Annotated in this window: 17 protein-coding genes; 1 reads left to right on the top strand and 16 read right to left on the bottom strand. The window is 69.5% G+C overall.

Features of this window, described 5'->3' with window-relative positions; all coding sequences use genetic code 11:
* Positions 1 to 196: 196 nt before the first annotated feature.
* On the top strand, positions 197 to 817 hold the full coding sequence (locus FG99_RS18620) for a DUF502 domain-containing protein (protein ID WP_043271785.1): 621 nt from the start codon (positions 197 to 199) through the stop codon (positions 815 to 817).
* 13 nt (positions 818 to 830) lie between these two features.
* Here FG99_RS18620 and yghU read toward each other — a convergent pair whose 3' ends face one another.
* The 16 genes from yghU to FG99_RS18540 form a co-directional block, all read right to left on the bottom strand.
* Positions 831 to 1673, bottom strand: a complete 843-nt coding sequence (gene yghU, locus FG99_RS18615; protein WP_009622595.1) for a glutathione-dependent disulfide-bond oxidoreductase — start codon at positions 1671 to 1673, stop codon at positions 831 to 833.
* A gap of 162 nt (positions 1674 to 1835) precedes the next feature.
* On the bottom strand, positions 1836 to 2600 hold the full coding sequence (locus FG99_RS18610; protein ID WP_043271784.1) for an SDR family NAD(P)-dependent oxidoreductase: 765 nt from the start codon (positions 2598 to 2600) through the stop codon (positions 1836 to 1838).
* Positions 2601 to 2643: 43 nt separating this feature from the next.
* Complete coding sequence (locus FG99_RS18605; RefSeq protein WP_051879048.1) at positions 2644 to 3351, bottom strand: GntR family transcriptional regulator; 708 nt, start codon at positions 3349 to 3351, stop codon at positions 2644 to 2646.
* A gap of 62 nt (positions 3352 to 3413) precedes the next feature.
* A complete protein-coding gene (locus FG99_RS18600; protein ID WP_043271783.1) occupies positions 3414 to 4442 on the bottom strand; it encodes a proline racemase family protein in 1029 nt (342 codons plus the stop codon).
* A gap of 10 nt (positions 4443 to 4452) precedes the next feature.
* Complete coding sequence (locus FG99_RS18595) at positions 4453 to 5931, bottom strand: aldehyde dehydrogenase family protein (protein ID WP_043271782.1); 1479 nt, start codon at positions 5929 to 5931, stop codon at positions 4453 to 4455.
* Positions 5928 to 7208, bottom strand: coding sequence for an NAD(P)/FAD-dependent oxidoreductase (locus tag FG99_RS18590; protein ID WP_043271781.1), 1281 nt, complete (start codon positions 7206 to 7208; stop codon positions 5928 to 5930). Before FG99_RS18590 ends, FG99_RS18595 begins: the two co-directional genes overlap by 4 nt.
* Positions 7205 to 8248: a 4-hydroxyproline epimerase gene (locus FG99_RS18585; RefSeq protein WP_043271780.1), complete on the bottom strand. Its 1044-nt coding sequence runs from the start codon at positions 8246 to 8248 to the stop codon at positions 7205 to 7207. Before FG99_RS18585 ends, FG99_RS18590 begins: the two co-directional genes overlap by 4 nt.
* Before the next feature lie 55 nt (positions 8249 to 8303).
* A complete protein-coding gene (gene dapA / locus FG99_RS18580) occupies positions 8304 to 9182 on the bottom strand; it encodes a 4-hydroxy-tetrahydrodipicolinate synthase (protein WP_043271779.1) in 879 nt (292 codons plus the stop codon).
* A 28-nt stretch (positions 9183 to 9210) separates the two neighbouring features.
* On the bottom strand, positions 9211 to 9876 hold the full coding sequence (locus tag FG99_RS18575; protein WP_043271778.1) for an amino acid ABC transporter permease: 666 nt from the start codon (positions 9874 to 9876) through the stop codon (positions 9211 to 9213).
* 10 nt (positions 9877 to 9886) lie between these two features.
* The gene (locus FG99_RS18570) at positions 9887 to 10558 is read right to left on the bottom strand and encodes an amino acid ABC transporter permease (RefSeq protein ID WP_009622578.1); all 672 of its coding nucleotides are present in this window, start codon (positions 10556 to 10558) and stop codon (positions 9887 to 9889) included.
* Between the two features lie 10 nt (positions 10559 to 10568).
* Positions 10569 to 11390, bottom strand: a complete 822-nt coding sequence (locus FG99_RS18565; protein WP_043271777.1) for an amino acid ABC transporter ATP-binding protein — start codon at positions 11388 to 11390, stop codon at positions 10569 to 10571.
* 54 nt (positions 11391 to 11444) lie between these two features.
* Positions 11445 to 12284: a substrate-binding periplasmic protein gene (locus FG99_RS18560; RefSeq protein WP_043271776.1), complete on the bottom strand. Its 840-nt coding sequence runs from the start codon at positions 12282 to 12284 to the stop codon at positions 11445 to 11447.
* 390 nt (positions 12285 to 12674) lie between these two features.
* Positions 12675 to 13430, bottom strand: coding sequence for an IclR family transcriptional regulator (locus FG99_RS18555; protein WP_043271775.1), 756 nt, complete (start codon positions 13428 to 13430; stop codon positions 12675 to 12677).
* Positions 13431 to 13473: 43 nt separating this feature from the next.
* Complete coding sequence (locus FG99_RS18550) at positions 13474 to 14157, bottom strand: sarcosine oxidase subunit gamma (RefSeq protein WP_009622570.1); 684 nt, start codon at positions 14155 to 14157, stop codon at positions 13474 to 13476.
* Positions 14158 to 14160: 3 nt separating this feature from the next.
* On the bottom strand, positions 14161 to 17064 hold the full coding sequence (locus FG99_RS18545) for a 2Fe-2S iron-sulfur cluster-binding protein (protein ID WP_009622568.1): 2904 nt from the start codon (positions 17062 to 17064) through the stop codon (positions 14161 to 14163).
* Entirely contained in the window at positions 17061 to 17357 is a 297-nt protein-coding gene (locus FG99_RS18540) for a sarcosine oxidase subunit delta (protein WP_009622566.1), read from the bottom strand. The genes FG99_RS18545 and FG99_RS18540 overlap by 4 nt, the downstream gene beginning before the upstream one ends.
* Positions 17358 to 17360: the final 3 nt, after the last annotated feature.

Genomic DNA, 17360 nt, shown 5'->3' with positions numbered 1-17360 from the left:
CGAGCAAGCTCGCTCCTACGAAGAGCAAAAGCGGCTCTTGCTCTGGTTTTTGGTCTTCCAGAGCCAAGGGAAAGTGAAACGACCCACCGTCGTCTAGGCTATCTCCAAGCCCTGCCGGCCTCCCGCCGGCACGCGTGGCCGACCCTGCGCAGGTGTTTTCCACGGGCCGCGGCCTGCAACCCGAGGAGGTGCTTCCGTGAAAAACGCCGTCGCTTTCATCGGCAGGTGCGTGCTGGCAGGCCTGCTGGTCATCCTGCCGATCTACCTGGCCCTGCTGCTCCTGCTCAAGGGCATCGCCTCGGCCGGCCAACTGGTCCGGCCCTTCACCCAGCTGCTGCCGGAGAGCCTGCCGGCCCAGCAGATACTGTCCGCGCTGCTCGTGCTGGTGATCTGCTTCGTCATCGGCCTCGCCGTGCGCACCCGCCTGGGAAAGCTGGCCCGTGGCCGGCTGGAGCGCTCGGTGTTCGAGCGCATTCCGGGCTACGAACTGCTGCGCAGCCTGACCCTGCAGGTGGCCGGCGAGAAGAACGACGGCATCTGGAAGCCGGCCCTGGTGGAAATCGAAGAGGCCCTGGTGCCCGGCTTCATCATCGAGGCCTTCGAGGACGGCCGCTACACCGTGTTCGTGCCCTCGGTGCCGACACCCTTCGCCGGCGCCGTGTACGTACTGGAGGCGCATCGCGTGCACCCGGTCGACGTGCCCTTCACCGAGGCGGTGAAGGTCATCACCAAATGGGGCTCCGGCGCCCGCGGCCTGGTGCAGGCCATGGAGGCGGCCCGTGGCCGGGAGCCGCCGCCCGGCGGCGGTACCGCCTGACCGGCCGCCCGTCTCAGCGCCGGAAGTCGTCGGGCCCGTGGCGTTCGGGCACTTGCTCGTGGGCCTCGCCCCAGGTCCGGTTGACCTTGACCCCGCGCTGCACGGCGGGGCGCTTGCCGATTTCGTCCGTCCAGCGGCGCACGTGGGTGTAGGTCTCGACGTCGAGGAACTCGGCGGCGGCATAGACCTGGTTGTTCATCAGCGCGCCGTACCAGGGCCAGATCGCCATGTCGGCGATGCTGTATTCGCTGCCGGCGACGTAGCGGTTGCTCGCCAGTTGCCGGTCGAGCACGTCCAGCTGGCGCTTGACCTCCATGGCATAGCGGTTGATGGGGTACTCGAACTTTTCCGGCGCGTAGGCGTAGAAGTGGCCGAAGCCGCCACCGAGGAAGGGGGCGCTGCCGACCTGCCAGAACAGCCAGTTCAGGGTTTCGGTGCGCCCGGCGATGTCGCCGGGGATGAAACGCCCGAACTTCTCGGCCAGGTAGAGCAGGATCGAGCCGGACTCGAAGACGCGCAGCGCGGGCTCCAGACCGGTATCCAGCAGGGCGGGGATCTTGGAGTTCGGGTTGACCTCGACGAAGCCGCTGCCGAACTGCTCGCCCTGGCTGATGCTGATGGGCCAGGCATCGTATTGCGCGCCCTCCAGGCCCAACTCCAGCAGCTCTTCGAGCAGGATGGTCACCTTGACGCCATTGGGCGTGGCCAGCGAATACAGCTGCAGCGGATGCTTGCCGCGCGGCAGGGGCTTGTCGTGGGTGGCCCCGGCGACCGGACGGTTGATGCCGGCGAAGGCGCCGCCATTGTCCTTGTCCCAGGTCCAGACGCGCGGTGGGGTGTAGGTTTCGTTCGGCATGTCGATCCTCGCCTTGGACGGAGTTCGTCGGTCGCCACGCGCTCGGTTCTGTCGTGGCCGCTAAAGCCCTTCAGAAAACCCTGTCAGCCGCCTGATGTCCAGCCTCTCGTTGTAACGGGCGGGGCGGCCTCCGGCAACCAGGGCGGCGACCAGGGCCAGCCGCTAGCGAATGTAGCTGCCGCCGTTCAGGTCCAGCGTCGCGCCGCTCAGGGACGGCAGCGAGGGCCGCAGGGCGAAGGCCACCAGTTCGGCCACTTCGTCCGGCTCGGCCATTTCGCCGATGGGGATCTCGGCGACCGCCGCGGCCTTGCCGTGCCTGGCGATGAAGTCTTCGGCCATGTCGGTGCGCACCCAGCCGGGGGCGATGGCCACCGCCGCCACGCCGTCCTGGCCGAAGCTGCGGGCGATGGATTTGGTGAGGTTGATCAGCGCCGCCTTGGTCGCGCCGTAGGGCATGGCGTCGGCGGCATAGCCACGTTGCCCGGCGCGGCTGGCGAGGTTGACGATGCGCCCGCCGCCCAGTTGCCGGAAATGGCGCAGGGCTTCCTTGCACAGCGTGGCGGCGGAGAAGAAGTTGACCTGGAACTCCCGTTGCCAGGCCGCCGTCCAGGCCGCCTCGTCGGCATCGATGGAGATTTCCGTGCGGATGCCGGCGTTGTTGACCAGGCCATGCACCCGCCCGGCCAGGGCCTGGGCCTCGCACCACAGCTGGAAGGGCCCCTGCGCGTCCGATAGGTCGGCCTGGACCAGCCAGCCCTCGCCGCCGACAGCGGCGAGCAACGCCTCGGCGCCGGCCCGGTCGCGGCCGAAGTGGATGATCGGCCGGGCGCCTTCCTGCGCCAGGCGGCGGACGATGGCCGCGCCGATCTGGCCGGAGGCGCCGGTGACCAGAATGTTTTGCCCGCACAGCGGTTTCGCGGAAGACATCCCTTGCTCCTATTGGTGGTTGAAGTTCGGGGGTGGTTGAAGTTCAGGCCAGGTTCATTTTCGCCGTCAGGTTCTGCTGCATGTATTCCAGGAAGCGGCGCTGGAACAGCATGGTGTGCTCGTGGGCGGCCTTTTCGGCGGCTTCCGCGTCGCGGGCGGCGATGGCTTCGATGATTTCCTCGTGGTCGCGGCCCAGGCGGGCGGTGCCGGCCGAGCTGACGATGTAGTCGAAGTGCAGGTGCAGCAGGCGCTGGCCTTCGCCCAGCAGGCGTTCGTAGTAGCTGACGAAGTAGGGGTTGCGCCCGGCCTCGGCGATGGCCATGTGGAAGGCCTTGTTCAGCTCGGACATCGCCTGGAAGTCGCCGGACTCCACGGCCGCCATGTAGGCCGCGTCGGCCTTGCGGATCGCCTGCAGGTCCTCGTCGCTGCGCTGGAGCGCGGCCAGGCGGGTGACCGCCCGCTGGATGAGGTCCAGCGCGGCCACGTAGTTGGGGAACTCCTCGATCTCGAAGGGGGTGACCAGGGTGGTGCGGTTGGGCAGGATGGTCACCAGGCCTTCGCTGGTCAGCCGGGCCAGGGCATCGCGCACCGGCGAGCGCGACAGGCCGAACTGCGCCGCCAGGGAGACCTCGTCCAGCTGTACGCCGGGCTTGAGCTTGAGCGTGAGGATCTGCTTGCGCAGCTCCTCGTAGATATAGCGCCCGCCATGGCGGCGCCCGGGGCTTTCCACTTCTTCTTCTTTGGCCATCATCAGGTCTCGGTGTGCGCGGGCTGTGTCATACAGACCAGCCCGCCATCTTAGCGTGGCCGCGTTCAGCGCGGAAACGCCGGGCCCCAGGTGTCGCTGAGCATGAAGCCCGCGGCCAGCGGGTCGTCCGGGTCGACGCCGATCTGCTGGATGCCGTACAGCCAGGCGCGGCCTTCCACCCGCGGCAGCACCGCCGGTTTGCCGGCCACTTCCGTGGCGCCGAGTAGCTCCACCTGGAACTCGCCGCCGATGGTGGAGCGCGACACCAGGCGCTCGCCGGGCCGCACCAGGCCGCGCGCGCTCAGCGTGGCGAGGTTGGCCGAGCTGCCGGTGCCGCAGGGCGAGCGGTCGACGCGCCCCGGCGGCAGGGTGGTGCAGGTCTGGTAGGTGCGCGCGTCCAGGCGGTTGCGGAACATCACGTAGGCCACTTCGTCGATCTGCGGGTACAGCGGGTGCCGCACGCGCACCTGCTGGTTGATCAGGCCGCGCAGCTTCACGCCGGCATCGGCCAGCTCGCGGGCGTTCTCCGGGGCGATGGCGAGGCCGACCTGCTCGACGTCGATCAGCGCGTAGTACACGCCGCCGAAGGCGATGTCGGCGTTCAGCGGGCCGAACTCGCCGCCGTCGATCGGCACGTCCAGTTGCTCGACGAAGGCCGGCACCATGTCCAGCGACACCCCCAGGCAGCGCCCGTCGGCGCAGCGCGCGCGGGCGGTGACCAGCCCGGCGGGGGTGTCCAGCACCACGGTCGTCTCCGGCTCCTGCATCGGCAACATGCCCAGCTCCAGCAGCGCGGTGACCACGCAGATGCAGTTGCTGCCGGACATCGGGTGGGCCTTGTCCGCCTGCAGCACGATGAAGCCGGCGTCGGCCGCAGGGTTGGTCGGCGGCAGCAGCAGGTTCACCGACATCTGCAGGCAGCCGCGCGGTTCCATGACCACCAGGCGGCGCAGGCTGTCGTCTACCTCGTTGATGTAGTTCATCTTGTCCAGCATGGTTTCGCCGGGGATGCCCAGCACCCCGCCGGTGATGACCTTGCCGATCTCGCCTTCGCAATGCACGTCGGCCAGTTGCAGCGTCTTCTTCCAGCGCATCAGTCGCACCTCACTTGATGTACCAGCCCCAGGGCTGCTCGCTGTCGTAGCGGGTGATCTGCTTGGTTTCCAGGTAGTTGTTCAGGCCCCATTCGCCCAGCTCGCGGCCGATGCCGCTGTGCTTGTAGCCGCCCCAGGGCGCCTCGCTGAAGGTCGGTTGCGAGCAGTTGATCCACACGATGCCGGCACGGAACCGCCGGGCGACGCGCTCGCAGCGCGGCAGGTCGCGGGACATCACCGCGGCGCCCAGGCCGAAGCGCGAGGCGTTGGCCGAGCGCACGGCTTCGTCCTCGCTGTCGAACGGGCGCACGCAGACCACCGGGCCGAAGATTTCCTCGTTCCAGATCCAGGCGTCTTCGGGCACGTCGGCGAACACCGTGGGCTGCACGTAATAACCCTTGTCCAGGCCGGCCGGGCGTTCGCCGCCGCAGACCAGCCGCGCGCCTTCTTCCTGGCCGCGGGCGATGGCCTGCAGCACCTTGTCGTACTGCGCCTTGTTGACCAGCGGGCCGAGCAGCACGCCTTCGCGCAGGCCGTTGCCGATGGTGATCTTCCGCGCCTCTTCGGCCAGGCGCGCCAGCAGCGGCTCGTACAGCGCCCGCTGCACCAGCACGCGGGAGGTGGCCGAGCAGACTTCGCCCTGGTTCCAGAAGATGCCGAAGAGGATCCACTCCACGGCGGCCTCGATGTCGCTGTCGGCGAAGATCACGAAGGGCGACTTGCCGCCCAGCTCCAGGCTGATGTTTTTGATGTCGCGGGCGGCGGCCTGCATGATCCGGCTGCCGGTGGGCACGCTGCCGGTGAAGGCCAGCTTGTCCACGCCCGGGTGCTCGGCCAGCGGCGCGCCGGCGTCGGCGCCCAGGCCGGTCACCACGTTGAGCACGCCCGCCGGCAGGCCGGCTTCATGGGCGATCTCGGCCAGGTGCAGGGCGGTCAGCGGCGTCAGTTCCGAGGGCTTGAGCACCATGGCGCAGCCGGCGGCCAGGGCCGGGGCGACCTTCCAGGCGGCCATCAGCATGGGGAAGTTCCAGGGGATGATGGCGCCGGCCACGCCCACCGGCTCCTTGCGCGCCACCGAGCTGAAGCGCTCGTCGGCCAGGGCGATTTCCTGCTCCTGGCTGGCGTCGAGCTTTTCCGCCAGCCCGGCGTAGAAGTCGAAGCAGCCGGCGGTGTCGCCGATGTCCCACAGCGCCTCGGGCAGCGGCTTGCCGTTGTCGCGCACTTCCAGTTCGGCCAGTTCCTGCTGGCGGCCGCGGATGCCTTCGGCGATGCGGCGCAGCACGGCGGCGCGCCCGGCCCCGCTCATGCGCGGCCAGGGGCCTTCGTCGAAGGCGCGGCGGGCGGCGCGCACCGCGGCGTCCACGTCCTCGGCGGTGGCGGCGGCCACCCGGGCGAGGAGGGTTTCGTCGCTGGGGTCGAAGGTGTCGAAGCTGCCGCCCTGGGCGGGGGCGAGCCATTGGCCGTCGATGTAGAGCTGCTGGTAGTTCATGCGGTTCCTCCGATGAAGGCGAAGCGGCGAGCGCTGAAGGGGCTGAGGTCCTGGGCCGGGCGGCGGCCGGCGGCGAGGTCGGCGACCAGGCGGCCGGTGGTGGCGCCCAGGGTGAGGCCGAGCTGGCCGTGGCCGAAGGCCATGAGCACGTTGCCCAGGCGCGGCGAGCGGTCGATCACCGGCTTGGTGTCGGGCAGGAAGGGGCGGTAGCCGACGCCGAACTCGACCTTGGCGGTGTCGAGTTGCGGCAGCACGCGGCGGGCCTTTTCCAGGATGATTTCGGCGCGCCGGAAGTTGGGGTCGGCGTTGGGGCCGGCGAACTCGATGGTGCCGCCGATCTGCAGGCCGCGGGTCATGGGGGCGAAGCAGAAGCCGCCGTCGGCGTAGATCACCGAATGGCGGATGTCCACGCCCGGGGTGGGCAGCACCGCCTGATAGCCGGCGATGCCGGCCAGCGGGATGCTCACTCCGAGTTGCTCGAAGAACTGCCGCGAGCCGGTGCCGGCGGCCACCACCACCAGTTGGGCGGGGTAGCGGCTGCCGTCGGCCAGGGTGACGCCGGCGGCGCGGTCGGCGCTTTCGTCGATGTGCTTCACCCGCTCGCGCACGCGGATGCCGCCCTGGGCGACGAAGCTTTCGGTCAGCGCGGCGATGAAGCCTTCGGTGTCGTTCACCGCGCGCCAGTCGGGGAACAGCAGGCCGTGCTGGAACTTGCCGGCCAGGGCCGGTTCGAGGTCGCCGATGGCGGCGCCGTCGAGTTCCTCGGACTGGAAGCCCAGCGACTTGCGCAGCTCCAGGTGCGGGCGCTCGTGGACCAGGGCGGCGGGCGAGTCGAACACCTCGATGATCGGCCGCTGGCCGAGCAGGCTCTTGTCCGCGCAGGCGTCGAGCAGCGGCGCGTAGTCCTCGTAGACGTGGTGGGTGAGGCGCGCCATGTCGCGGGCGATCTCGGCGATCTTCGAATGCCGCGCGCAGGCGACGAAGCGCAGGAACCACGGCAGGATGCCCGGCAGCGCGCTGGGGCGCAGGGCCAGCGGGCCCCGCTGGTCTAGCAGCCAGCCGGGCACCTTCATCAGGATGCCCGGCTTGGACAGCGGGATGACCTCGCTGACCGCCATCTGCCCGCAGCTCCATTTCGCCGTGCTGTCGCCCGGCGCGGCCGGGTCCACCAGGGTGACGCGGTAGCCTTCGCGCTGCAGGTACAGGGCGCAGCAGACACCGACGATGCCGCCACCGACGACGATGGCGTTTTGCGAAGCGGCTTGCGGGTCGTTCATTTCAGGGGCTCTTCCGGGCTGCGGTGGTCGGTGAAGTCTTCCAGGCTGAAACCCTGCCAGTAGGGTTGGGCCCTGTCGATGTAATGTTCGGCGCGGCCGGTGATGCAGGCCCGGCCCTCGATGCTCGGGCGCACCGCCGGCGTGCCGTCGGCCAGGGCCAGGACTTCCTCGACGCGGCCGTCGAAGCGGCTGCCGATCAGGCTTTCATGGCGGAACACGGCGTCGCGCGCCAGCAGGCCGCGGGCATGGCGCTGGGCCACCCGGGCCGAGGTGCCGGTGCCGCAGGGCGAGCGGTCGATCAGGCTGTCGCCGGCAATCACTACGCTGCGCCCATCGGCGTCGGCTGCCAAGGGGCGGCCGGCCCACATGCAGTGCTTCACGCCGCGGATGCTGGCGTCCTCGGGGTGCGCCACGGCGAACTCGCGGTTCACCAGCGCCTGCACTTCGCGCCCCCAGGCCAGCAATTGCTGCGGGGTGAAGTGCTCGCAGCCGGGGTAGTTCGGCTGCGGCTCGATGATCGGGTAGAAGTTGCCGCCGTAGGCGATGTCCAGGCGCAGCTCGCCGAGGGCCGGCAGTCGGATGCTCAGGTCGCGGTGCAGGAGGAAGCTCGGCACGTTGGTGAAGCGCACGCCGCCGACCTTGCCGTCCTGCATGCGGTATTGCGCGCTGACGCGCCCGGCGGGGACGTCGACGATCACCGTGCCCGGCGTCTTCGGCCGGACCAGGCCGGCTTCCAGGGCGAAGGTGATCGAGCCGAGGGTGGCGTGGCCGCACATGGGCAGGCAGCCGGAGGTTTCGATGAACAGCAGCGCGAGGTCGGCGTCCTCGCTCACGGGCGGGTAGAGCAGGGTGCCCGACATGTGCGCGTGGCCGCGCGGTTCGAGCATCAGCGCCCGGCGGATCCAGTCGTACTCGGCCAGAAAGTGCTGGCGCCTTTCGCTCATGCTGGCGCCGTGCAGCTCGGGGGCGCCGTCGATGACCATGCGCACGGGCATGCCTTCGGTATGGCCTTCGATGCAGGTGAAACTCTGTCGGCTCATGGGGTGCGTCCTCCAGGGGACGCCGCTGCCGGGGCGGGCAGCGGCGTCCATGCGCTCAGCGCTGGGAAGCCTCGAATACCTTGCGGAATTCGGCCTTTTCTTCGTCGGTCAGCGGCAGCAGCGGGGCGCGCGCGTTGCCGGCGCTGAAGCCGGCCAGCTCGCAGCCGTACTTCACCTTCTGCACGAACTTGCCGCTTTCCAGGCTGGCCATCACCGGGAACAGGCTGCGCATCACCTCCTGGGCGCCGGCCAGGTCGCCGGAGGCGAACTTGCGGTAGAAGTCGGTCACCTGGTCGGGGAAGCAGTTGGCCGGGCCGCAGATCCAGCTGCTGGCGCCCCAGAGGAAGAAGTCCAGGGCCTGGTCGTCGGAGCCGCAGGACAGCTGCACCTTGTCCTTGTAGTTGGTGCCGATCTCGATGGCGCGCAGCAGGTTGCCGCTGCTTTCCTTGATGGCGATGACCCGCGGGTGCTCGGCCAGCGCCTGGATCACGCCCATGCCGACCTCGACGTTGGTGCGCACCGGGTAGTTGTAGAGCACCAGGTTGATTTCCGGGAAGGTCTCCAGGATGGTCCGGTAGTGCGCCAGCAGTTCTTCCTGGGACGGCAGCGCGTAGTAGGGTGGGGCGATCAGCAGGTTGGTGTAGCCGGCCTCGACGGTTTGCTTGACCTGCTCCAGCACCTCGCGGGTGCAGGAGCCGTTGGCGCCGGCGATCAGGGTGCCGCGCTCGCCGACCACTTCCTTGACCGTGGCCAGGACCTGGCGGCGCTCCTCGTTGGTGAGCGCGTAGTACTCGCCGGTCGAGCCCAGCGGGACGAAGCCGCTGACACCGGCCTTGAGTTGGTATTCGAGGATCGAGGCCAGGGTGTCGTGGTCGACCGCGCCGGACTTGTCGAAGGGCGTGACGAGGGCGGGCAGGATGCCAGTGAGTTGCATGGTGGATCTCCGCATCGGTGGTGGGGGGTTAGTAGGCGTAGCGCCTGAGCATCCGGGCTTCGATCACGCCGACCAGGCGGGTCAGCGGGAAAGCCACGAGGAAGTAGATGACCGCGACGGCGGAGAGGAACTCGACCGGCCGCGCGGTGCTGTTGGAGATGTTCTGGCCGACGAACATCAGGTCGGCGACGCCGACGGAGGAGATCAGCGCGCTCTCCTTGAACAGGCTGACGACGTTCGACAGCAGCGGCGGCACCGCGCGCAGCAGGGCCTGCGGGAAGACCACGTAGAGCACCTTCACCCGCGGCGTCAGGCCCAGCGCGGTGCAGGCGTCGTGCTGCTCGCCGGCGATGGACTTGAGCGCGCCGCGGAAGGTCTCGCTGGTGATGGCCGCCATGTACAGCGTCAGCGAGATCACCACCGAGACGTAGGGCGGGATGTCCAGGCCGAACACCACCGGGAAGCAGAAGAACACCCAGAACAGCTGGATCAGCAGCGGCGTGCCGCGGAAGAACTCGACGAACAGCGTCACCGGCAGCTTCAGCAGGCGGCTGCGCACGTTGCGCAGCAGGGCCAGGACGAAGCCGGCCAGGCTGCCGATGAGGGCGCAGCCGAGGGTGAAGGCGAGGGTCAGGGCCAGGCCCTTGAGCAGCACCTGCCAGTAGGAGAAGACGACGGAAAAATCGAGGCTCATGGCGGTTTCCTCAGCGTTGCGTCGCCAGGTCCTGGCGCCGTTCGAGGTACTGCACCAGCTGGCCGATGGGCAGCGACAGGGCGAAGTAGACGAGGGCGATCAGGGTGTAGGTTTCCAGGGGGCGGTAGGCCTCGGTGGCCAGGCTCTTGCCGACGTACATCAGGTCGGACACCGCGACTATCGCCACCAGGGCGCTTTGCTGCAGGCTGCCGATGCCGTTGGTCATCAGCACCGGCACCGCGCTGCGCAGGGCCTGCGGCAGCACCACGTAGAGCGTGCGCTGCCAGGGCTTCAGGCCCAGGGCGACGCAGGCGTCCAGGTGCTCGCGCGGCACCGCCTGCACGCCGGCGCGGTAGGCCTCGGCGTTGAACGCGGTGAGGTTCAGACCCAGGGCCAGGAAGCCCATGGCGATGGGGTCGATGAACACGTTGAAGAGCATCGGCACGCAGTAGAAGAACCAGACGATCTGCAGCAGCGCCGGGGTGCAGCGGAAGAACTCGATGAACAGCTGCGCCGGCCAGCGGACGAAGAACCAGCGGCTGAGGGTCATCAGGCACAGGCCGAAGCCGCAGACCAGGCCGATCAGGTTCGACACCAGGGCCAGCTCCAGGGTGACCTTCAGGCCGCCGAGCAGCGCCGGCAGGCTGCCGCTCAAGAAATGGAAGTCGAATTGGTAGTTCATGGCGCCGCCCTCAATCCAGGTGCACGACCTTTTCCAGGAACTCGCGGGTGCGGGCTTCCCGGGGTTGGCTGAAGATCTGCTCGGGCGGGCCCTGCTCGACCACCCGGCCGTTGGCGCAGAACACCACGCGGGTGGCGATGTGGCGGGCGAAGTGCATGTCGTGGGTGACGATGATCATCGCCATCTTCTGCTCGGCCAGCTGCAGCATCACGTTCTGCACCTCGATGACCATCTCCGGGTCCAGCGCCGAGGTGACTTCGTCGAACAGCATCAGCTTGGGTTCGAGCATCAGCGCGCGGGCGATGGCCACGCGCTGCTTCTGGCCGCCGGAGAGCTGGCTGGGGTAGGCGTGCAGCTTGCTCTCCAGGCCCAGGCGGGCGAGGTAGGCGCGGGCCTTTTCCGTCGCCGCGGCCCGGGACAGGCCATGGACCTTGCACGGGGCGAGGATCAGGTTGCCCAGCACCGACAGGTGCGGGAACAGCGTGTAGTGCTGGAAGACCATGCCGATCTGCGTGCGCAGCGCCTCGTTCAGCGGCTTGCCGCGGCGCTGGCAGCCGCTGATGTAGGGCTGGCCCTGGAAGGCGATGCTGCCGCCCTGGATGCCCTCCAGGCCCATCAGCACCCGCAGCAGCGAGCTCTTGCCGCTGCCGGACGGGCCGATGATGACCAGGCGGTCGTCGGCGCGCATGTCCAGGTCCATGTTGTCCATCACCACCAGCTGCTCTCCGTAGGCCTTGCACACGCCTCGGAGCTGGATGAAGTCGCCGCCGGCGGTGGAATCCGGGGCGAACGGAGCCTGTGGCTGGGCAGCCACCAAACGCGGGGTATTCATGGGCGGTGTTCTCCGCGGGGGCCGCCGTTGCGCGGCCCCCGGTGTCGGCGGGAGTTACTTGGCGGCGGTCTTGGCGTTGACTTCGGCGGAGGCCTTGTCGACCAGGCGGTCGATCTCGCCGGTCTCGCGGCGCTGGGTCACGTAGATGTTCAGCACCTGCAGGTCCGCCGCGGAGATGTCGCGGCGCATGCCGAAGGCCACGCCCTGCTTGGCCAGGGCCGGCTTGGGCAGGACTTCCCTGGCCCAGTCGTTGGCCATGGCGAACAGGTGGTTGGTGTCGCTGGCGTCGACCAGCACGTCGGCGCGCCGCGACATCAGCGCCAGGCGCGTTTCGTCCATGCCCGGCAGGCGCATGACGGTGCCCTGCTTGAGCACAGAGGAAATCGCCTTGTCCTGGGCGGTGCCGGACATCACCGCGAAGGTCACGCCGGGCTTGTCGTAGTCGGCGATGGCGTTGCCGGCGCCGCTGAACTTGGGGTTCTCCTTGTTCACCACCAGCGACACCTGGTAGTCGGTGGCCGGCGCCGAGAAGGCCACCGCCAGGGCGCGCTCGGGCGTCTGGTTGAGGGCCATGGCCAGGTCCCACTTGCCGCTCTGCAGGCCGGCGACGAGGTTGTCCCAGTTGGTGTCGACGAACTCCACCTTGACCTTCAGCACCTTCTCGCCGAAGTCGCGGCACAGGTCGACGAAGTAGCCGCTGTACTGGCCGCTGCTGGCGTCACGCATCACATAGGGCGCGGCGACCGCCGCGCCGCAGCGCAATACGCCGGCCTTTTGCACGCCCTGCCACATGGACGTATCGGCGGCCTGGGACGGGGTCTGGGTGAGCAGCGCGCCGACGGCGGCCGCGCAGGCGAGGGCCTTGCGGATGGAGCGGGGGAACATACGAGCCATTTTGACCTCTCCGTAAATTTGTTTTTGTAGGCAGAAGGCAAACAACTTTCATCGCTGTGTGGTGTGTTGTGCGCTTTGATGTGTGCAGCGATGTATTCAGCGTATGGGCGATGGGCAAAACCTGTCAACAGAGGCCGCGGGCTTTTTCTTCAGCGAATGACCGACCGGTCGGCTGCGTCGGCCGGTCACAGAGCGCAATGGCCGGTCGCGTCAGGCCGCCAAGCGGCCGCCGACGCGCGCCGGAGGCGGCCTGGGGCGCTGGGGAAAGGGATTGAAGGGGGAGGGCTTGCGTGAGGTTTTTGAAACCTGAAGGTGAGAAAAAGCGTACTCAACCAATCTATCGGGGCGAGGTGAGCGGCACGGGGCGGCTGGGCCGCCGCCCCGGCTGGCCTAGAGCGCCAGCTCGGCGGAAATGGCCGCCGCGGTTTCCCGCAGCAGGCCCAGGTAGCGGTCTTCCGCGCTGGGCGTGGCCAGCACCGCCTCCGGGCCAGACAGGTTGATGGCGGCCACCACCTGGCCGCTGCGGTCGCGGATGGCGGTGGCGATGGCGGTGGAGTAGTCCGAGCGGTGCAGCACCCAGCCGCGTTCGCGGTCCTCGGCGATGGTGTGCTGCAGTTCCAACAGGGTGCGCGGCGCCGGCGGCGGGTAGTCGTCCAGGCGTACCTGCTGGTAGAGCTGGGCCAGGCCGTCCTCGTCCAGGGCGGTGAGCAGCACCCGGCCCAGGGCGGTGACGTGGCAGGGCAGGCGGGTGCCCACCGGGATGTTCACCGTCAGCCGCTGCGGGGCGAAGGCGCGGTAGATGTACAGGCTGTCGGTCTGCTCGCGGATGCTCAGGTGGCACGACAGCGAGGTGCTGTCGCGCAGGGCGTTGAGGTGCGGCAGGGCAATTTCCACGATGTCGCGGCTGCTCAGGTAGGCGAAGCCGTCGGAGATCACCCGCGCGCCCAGTTCGTACTGGTTGCGCTCCAGGCGGTTCAGGTAGCCCATGTCCTGCAGCGTCTGGACGATGCGGTAGAGCGCCGAGGGGCTCACCCCCAGGCGCTCGGCCATCTCGTTCATGCCCAGGCTGCGCTGGCGGGCGTTGAACAGCCCGAGCAGGTTCAGGCCGCGTTCCAGGGCCGGCACGCGGTAGTCGCTTTCACTCATGGGGCCTCCACGGCGGCGCCCGTCGCGGGGCGCCGCCGGCCGGTCAGTCGAGCAGGGCGTCGATGCCCACCGGGCGGCCGTCGAACTCGGCCATGGCGTCGAGCAGCGCTTCCCAGAAGTACTGCACCGAGGCGCGGTCGCAGAGGATCTGCAGGTTGGGCAGGTCGTCGTCGCTGGCGTTGATGACGATGACGTTGAGCCGCGCCGCCGAGGTCTGCGCCACCGCGCCGGGGCCGAAGGCCGTCGGGCGCAGGTCGACGCCGCAGAGCTTGGCCATCACCTGCGCGTAGTGCTCGCCGCTCAGTTGCAGCCAGGCGTGGCTGTCCTGGCGCGGCAGCAGGTAGTTGGCGCTGTCGTCCAGCTGCCAGGCGGCCTCTTCGGCGGCGACGCGCGCGCCGCCGTCGTGGAGGCTGCCCAGCAGCAGGTACTCGGTCTGCGACAGGCGCGCCACCAGGCCGCCGTCGGCCTGGCGCAGGGCGCGGTTGGGCGCCTCGGGCAGGGCGTAGCCGCGGGCTTGCAGGTAGGCGGAGGCGTCGGCCCCGCGCAAACCGGCGCGGGGCAGGTTGCTCAGGTCGATCAGCGCGCAGCTGCGCAACTGCGCGTGCTCTTCCTGCTCGCCGTAGCGCGCGACTATGGCGGCGCGGCCCAGGGCGGCCAGGCGCGCGCCGCGGTGCAGCGGGTACAGCGGGCTGCGTTCGATGAAGTCTTCGGCTTTCAGGCTGGACATGGCTCAGAGCTCCTGGCGCAGGTTCTGCGGGTCGTAGAAGGGCAGCTGGACGACGGTGGCGCGCACCACCGCGCCGCCCTCCACGCGGATCGGGATCTGCATCCCCGGGGTGGCCTGGTGGGCGCCGGCGTAGGCCAGGCCGACGATCTGGCCGAGGCTCTGCGAGTACTCGCAGGAGGTGACGTTGCCGCTGATGTCGGCGCCGTCGAGCACCAGGTGGCCCTCCAGCGGCTGGGCGCTGCCTTTGGGCAGGACGAAGCCCACCAGCTTGCGCTTGAGCGGCTGCGCCTCGAGGATTTCGATGGAGCGCTTGCCGACGAAGAACGGCTTCTTGCGGCCGATCGCCCACTGCATGTCGATCTCCGCCGGGTGGGTCATGCCGTCGGTGTCCTGGCCGATGATCACGTGGCCCTTCTCCAGGCGCAGCAGGCGCTGGGTCTCCACGCCGAAGGGGCGGATGCCGTGCTCGGCGCCGGCTTCCATCAGCGCGTCCCACAGGCGCTCGGCGAAGCGCGCTGGCACGTGGACCTCGTAGCCCAGCTCGCCGACGAAGCCCACCCGCAGGATGCGCGCCGGGATGCCGGCGACCTTGCCGCTGCGCACGCCCAGGTAGGGGAAGGCCGCGGCGGACAGGTCGACGTCGTCGCAGAGCTTGGCCAGCACCTGGCGCGACAGCGGCCCGGCCAGGTTTACCGCGGCCAGCGCGGCGGTGACGTTGGCGATGTCCACGTTGAGGCGCCACTGCGCATTCCACTTGAGCATCTGCTGGTAGATGCGGTCGACGCCGCTGGTGGTGGCGGTGACGTAGAAGTGCCGCTCGCCCAGGCGCGCGCACACGCCGTCGTCGATCACCACGCCGTGCTCGTTGGTCATCAGCGCGTAGCGGGTGCGGCCGACCGCCAGCCTGGCGAAGCCGAAGGTGTACAGGCGTTCCAGCAGCTCGGCGGCGTCGGGGCCGCGCACGTCGAGGCCGCCTAGGGTGGAGACATCGATCAGGCCGACCTGCTCGCGCACGTGGCGGGCCTCTTCCTGCATGCAGCGCTCGCGATCCTCGGCCTTGCCGTAGAACGCCGGGCGCTGCCAGATGCCGGCGGGCATCATCTTCGCCCCGGCCTCGACATGGCGGCGGTGCATGGGCGTCTGCCGGTAGGGGTCGAAGGCGCGGCCGGCGACGTGGGCGAGCTTCTCCGCCTCGAACGGCGGGCGCGCGGTGGTCACGCCGGTTTCGCCGATGCCGCGGCCGGTGGCCCGGGCCACCAGGCGCGCGGTGGGCAGCGCCGAGTGGCGGCCCTGGGACGGGCCCATGCCGACCGTGGAGAAGCGCTTGACCAGCTGCACGTCGCGGTAGCCGCTGCGGGTGGCGTTGACGATGTCGCGCACCTGCAGGTCCTCGTCGAAGTCGACGAAGTCCTTGCCCTTGGGGTGGGGGAAGATCGGCCAGGGGAAGTTCACCTGCGCCTCGCCGGCGAAGGCGGCCGGCGCCGGCGCGTCCAGGCCCAGCGCGGCGAGGGCCGCGGCGGCGCCATGGGCGCCGTCGGCGAGCACGTTGCCCAGGGCGTGGCGGCCGTTCACCGAGCCGGCGATGTCCAGCCCGGCGGGCAGGCCGCTGATGGCGAACTCGGCGCGCTCCTCCTCGTAGGCCAGCTTGCCGCCGGCCTGGCACAGCAACTGGTAGACCGGCATGTAGCCGGCGGACATGCACAGCAGGTCGCAGGCCAGCTGCGTGCCTTGCGCGGCGACCTCGCCCTGGCCGGCGATGCGGCGGATGTCGACGCCGCTGACGTGGCGCATGCCGGCCTCGTGCAGGGCTTCGTAGACGGTGCTGCCAACGTGCAGCGGGATGTGCCGGCGCTGCAGTTCGGCGGCCAGCTCGGCGTCGGCAGGGGCTGCGCGCATGTCCACCACCGCGGCCACCTCCACGCCCTGTTCCTGCAGGTCGAGGGCGGCCAGGTAGCCGTCGTCGTTGCCGGTGAGGACCACGGCGCGCTTGCCCGGCTTCACCGCGTAGAGCTTCATCAGCCGCTGCGCGGCGCTGGTCAGCAGTACGCCGGGCAGGTCGTTGTTGCGGAACACCACCGGCTGGTCGAAGGAGCCGGCGGCCACCAGGCAGCGGGTGGCGCGCACCTTGTACATGCGCTTGTGCTGGATGACCGGCAGGTAGTTGTCGGTGAACCAGGCGTTGCAGGTGGCCTGGGTCAGCACCTGGATGTTCGGGTGGCCCTCGACGGCGCCCACCAGCTCGGCGCGCAGCGCGGCGGCGCGGCGGCCGGCGATGTCGAAGCGGGCGTAGTTCAGCGAGCCGCCGAGCACCGGCTGCTGTTCCACCAGCAACACCCTGGCCCCGGCGTTGGCGGCGTCCAGCGCGGCGCGCAGGCCGGCGGGGCCGGCGCCGATCACCGCCAGGTCGACGAACAGGTAGGCCTTGTCGTAGTACTGCGGCTTGAAGCCAAGGTCGAGCACGCCGAGGCCGGCTTTCTTGCGGATCAGCGGTTCCCACACCTTCCACATGCCCTTGGGCTTGTAGAACGAGCGGTAGTAGAAGCCCACCGGCATGAAGCGCGAGAACTTGCCCAGGTAGGCGTCGCGGTCGTTGTCGAGGCTGCCGGAGAAGTTCTGGCCTTCCACCGCCAGGCCTTCGCGGGTGGGGTGCATGTCGGCCAGCACGTTGGGCTCGTCGGGCAACTGCACCAGGGCGTTGGCGTCCTGCCCGGCGAGGGTCAGCGGGCCGCGCGGGCGGTGGTACTTGAACGAGCGCGAGAGCAGCCAGCGGCCGTTGCCGAGCAGGGCGCTGGCGATGCTGTCGCCCTCGTAGCCCTGGTAGTCGCGGCCGTCGAAGGAGAAGCGCAGCGGCCGCGTGCGGTCGATCAGCAGGCCCATGGGGGCGGGCAGGCGGGTGAGGGCGCTCATTGGGCGGTCTCCTGCGGGGCGAAGTCGATGCGGCGGTCGAAGATTTCCTTCGGGTCGAAGGTGCGGATCACCTGGTCGCTGACGGTGTGGCGTTCGGCCAGGAACCAGTAGCTGGAGGCGTTGTGCAGCCACCATTCGAGCACCACGCCGGCGGCGTTGTCGCTGTTGAACACGTAGTCGGCCCACTCCGCGTCGGAGCAGCCGGCCGGGTCGGGCATGCGCTTGAATTCGCCGCCGTAGGTGAACTCGCTGATGTTGCGGGGCCCGTTGAGCGGGCAGGTCATGATCTTCATCTG

The sequence above is a fragment of the Pseudomonas sp. AAC genome (assembly GCF_000725445.1).
Taxonomy (GTDB): Bacteria; Pseudomonadota; Gammaproteobacteria; order Pseudomonadales; family Pseudomonadaceae; genus Pseudomonas; species Pseudomonas citronellolis.
Note: the sequence above shows the minus strand (reverse complement) of the source record. Positions and strands in the feature narration are given on the sequence as shown.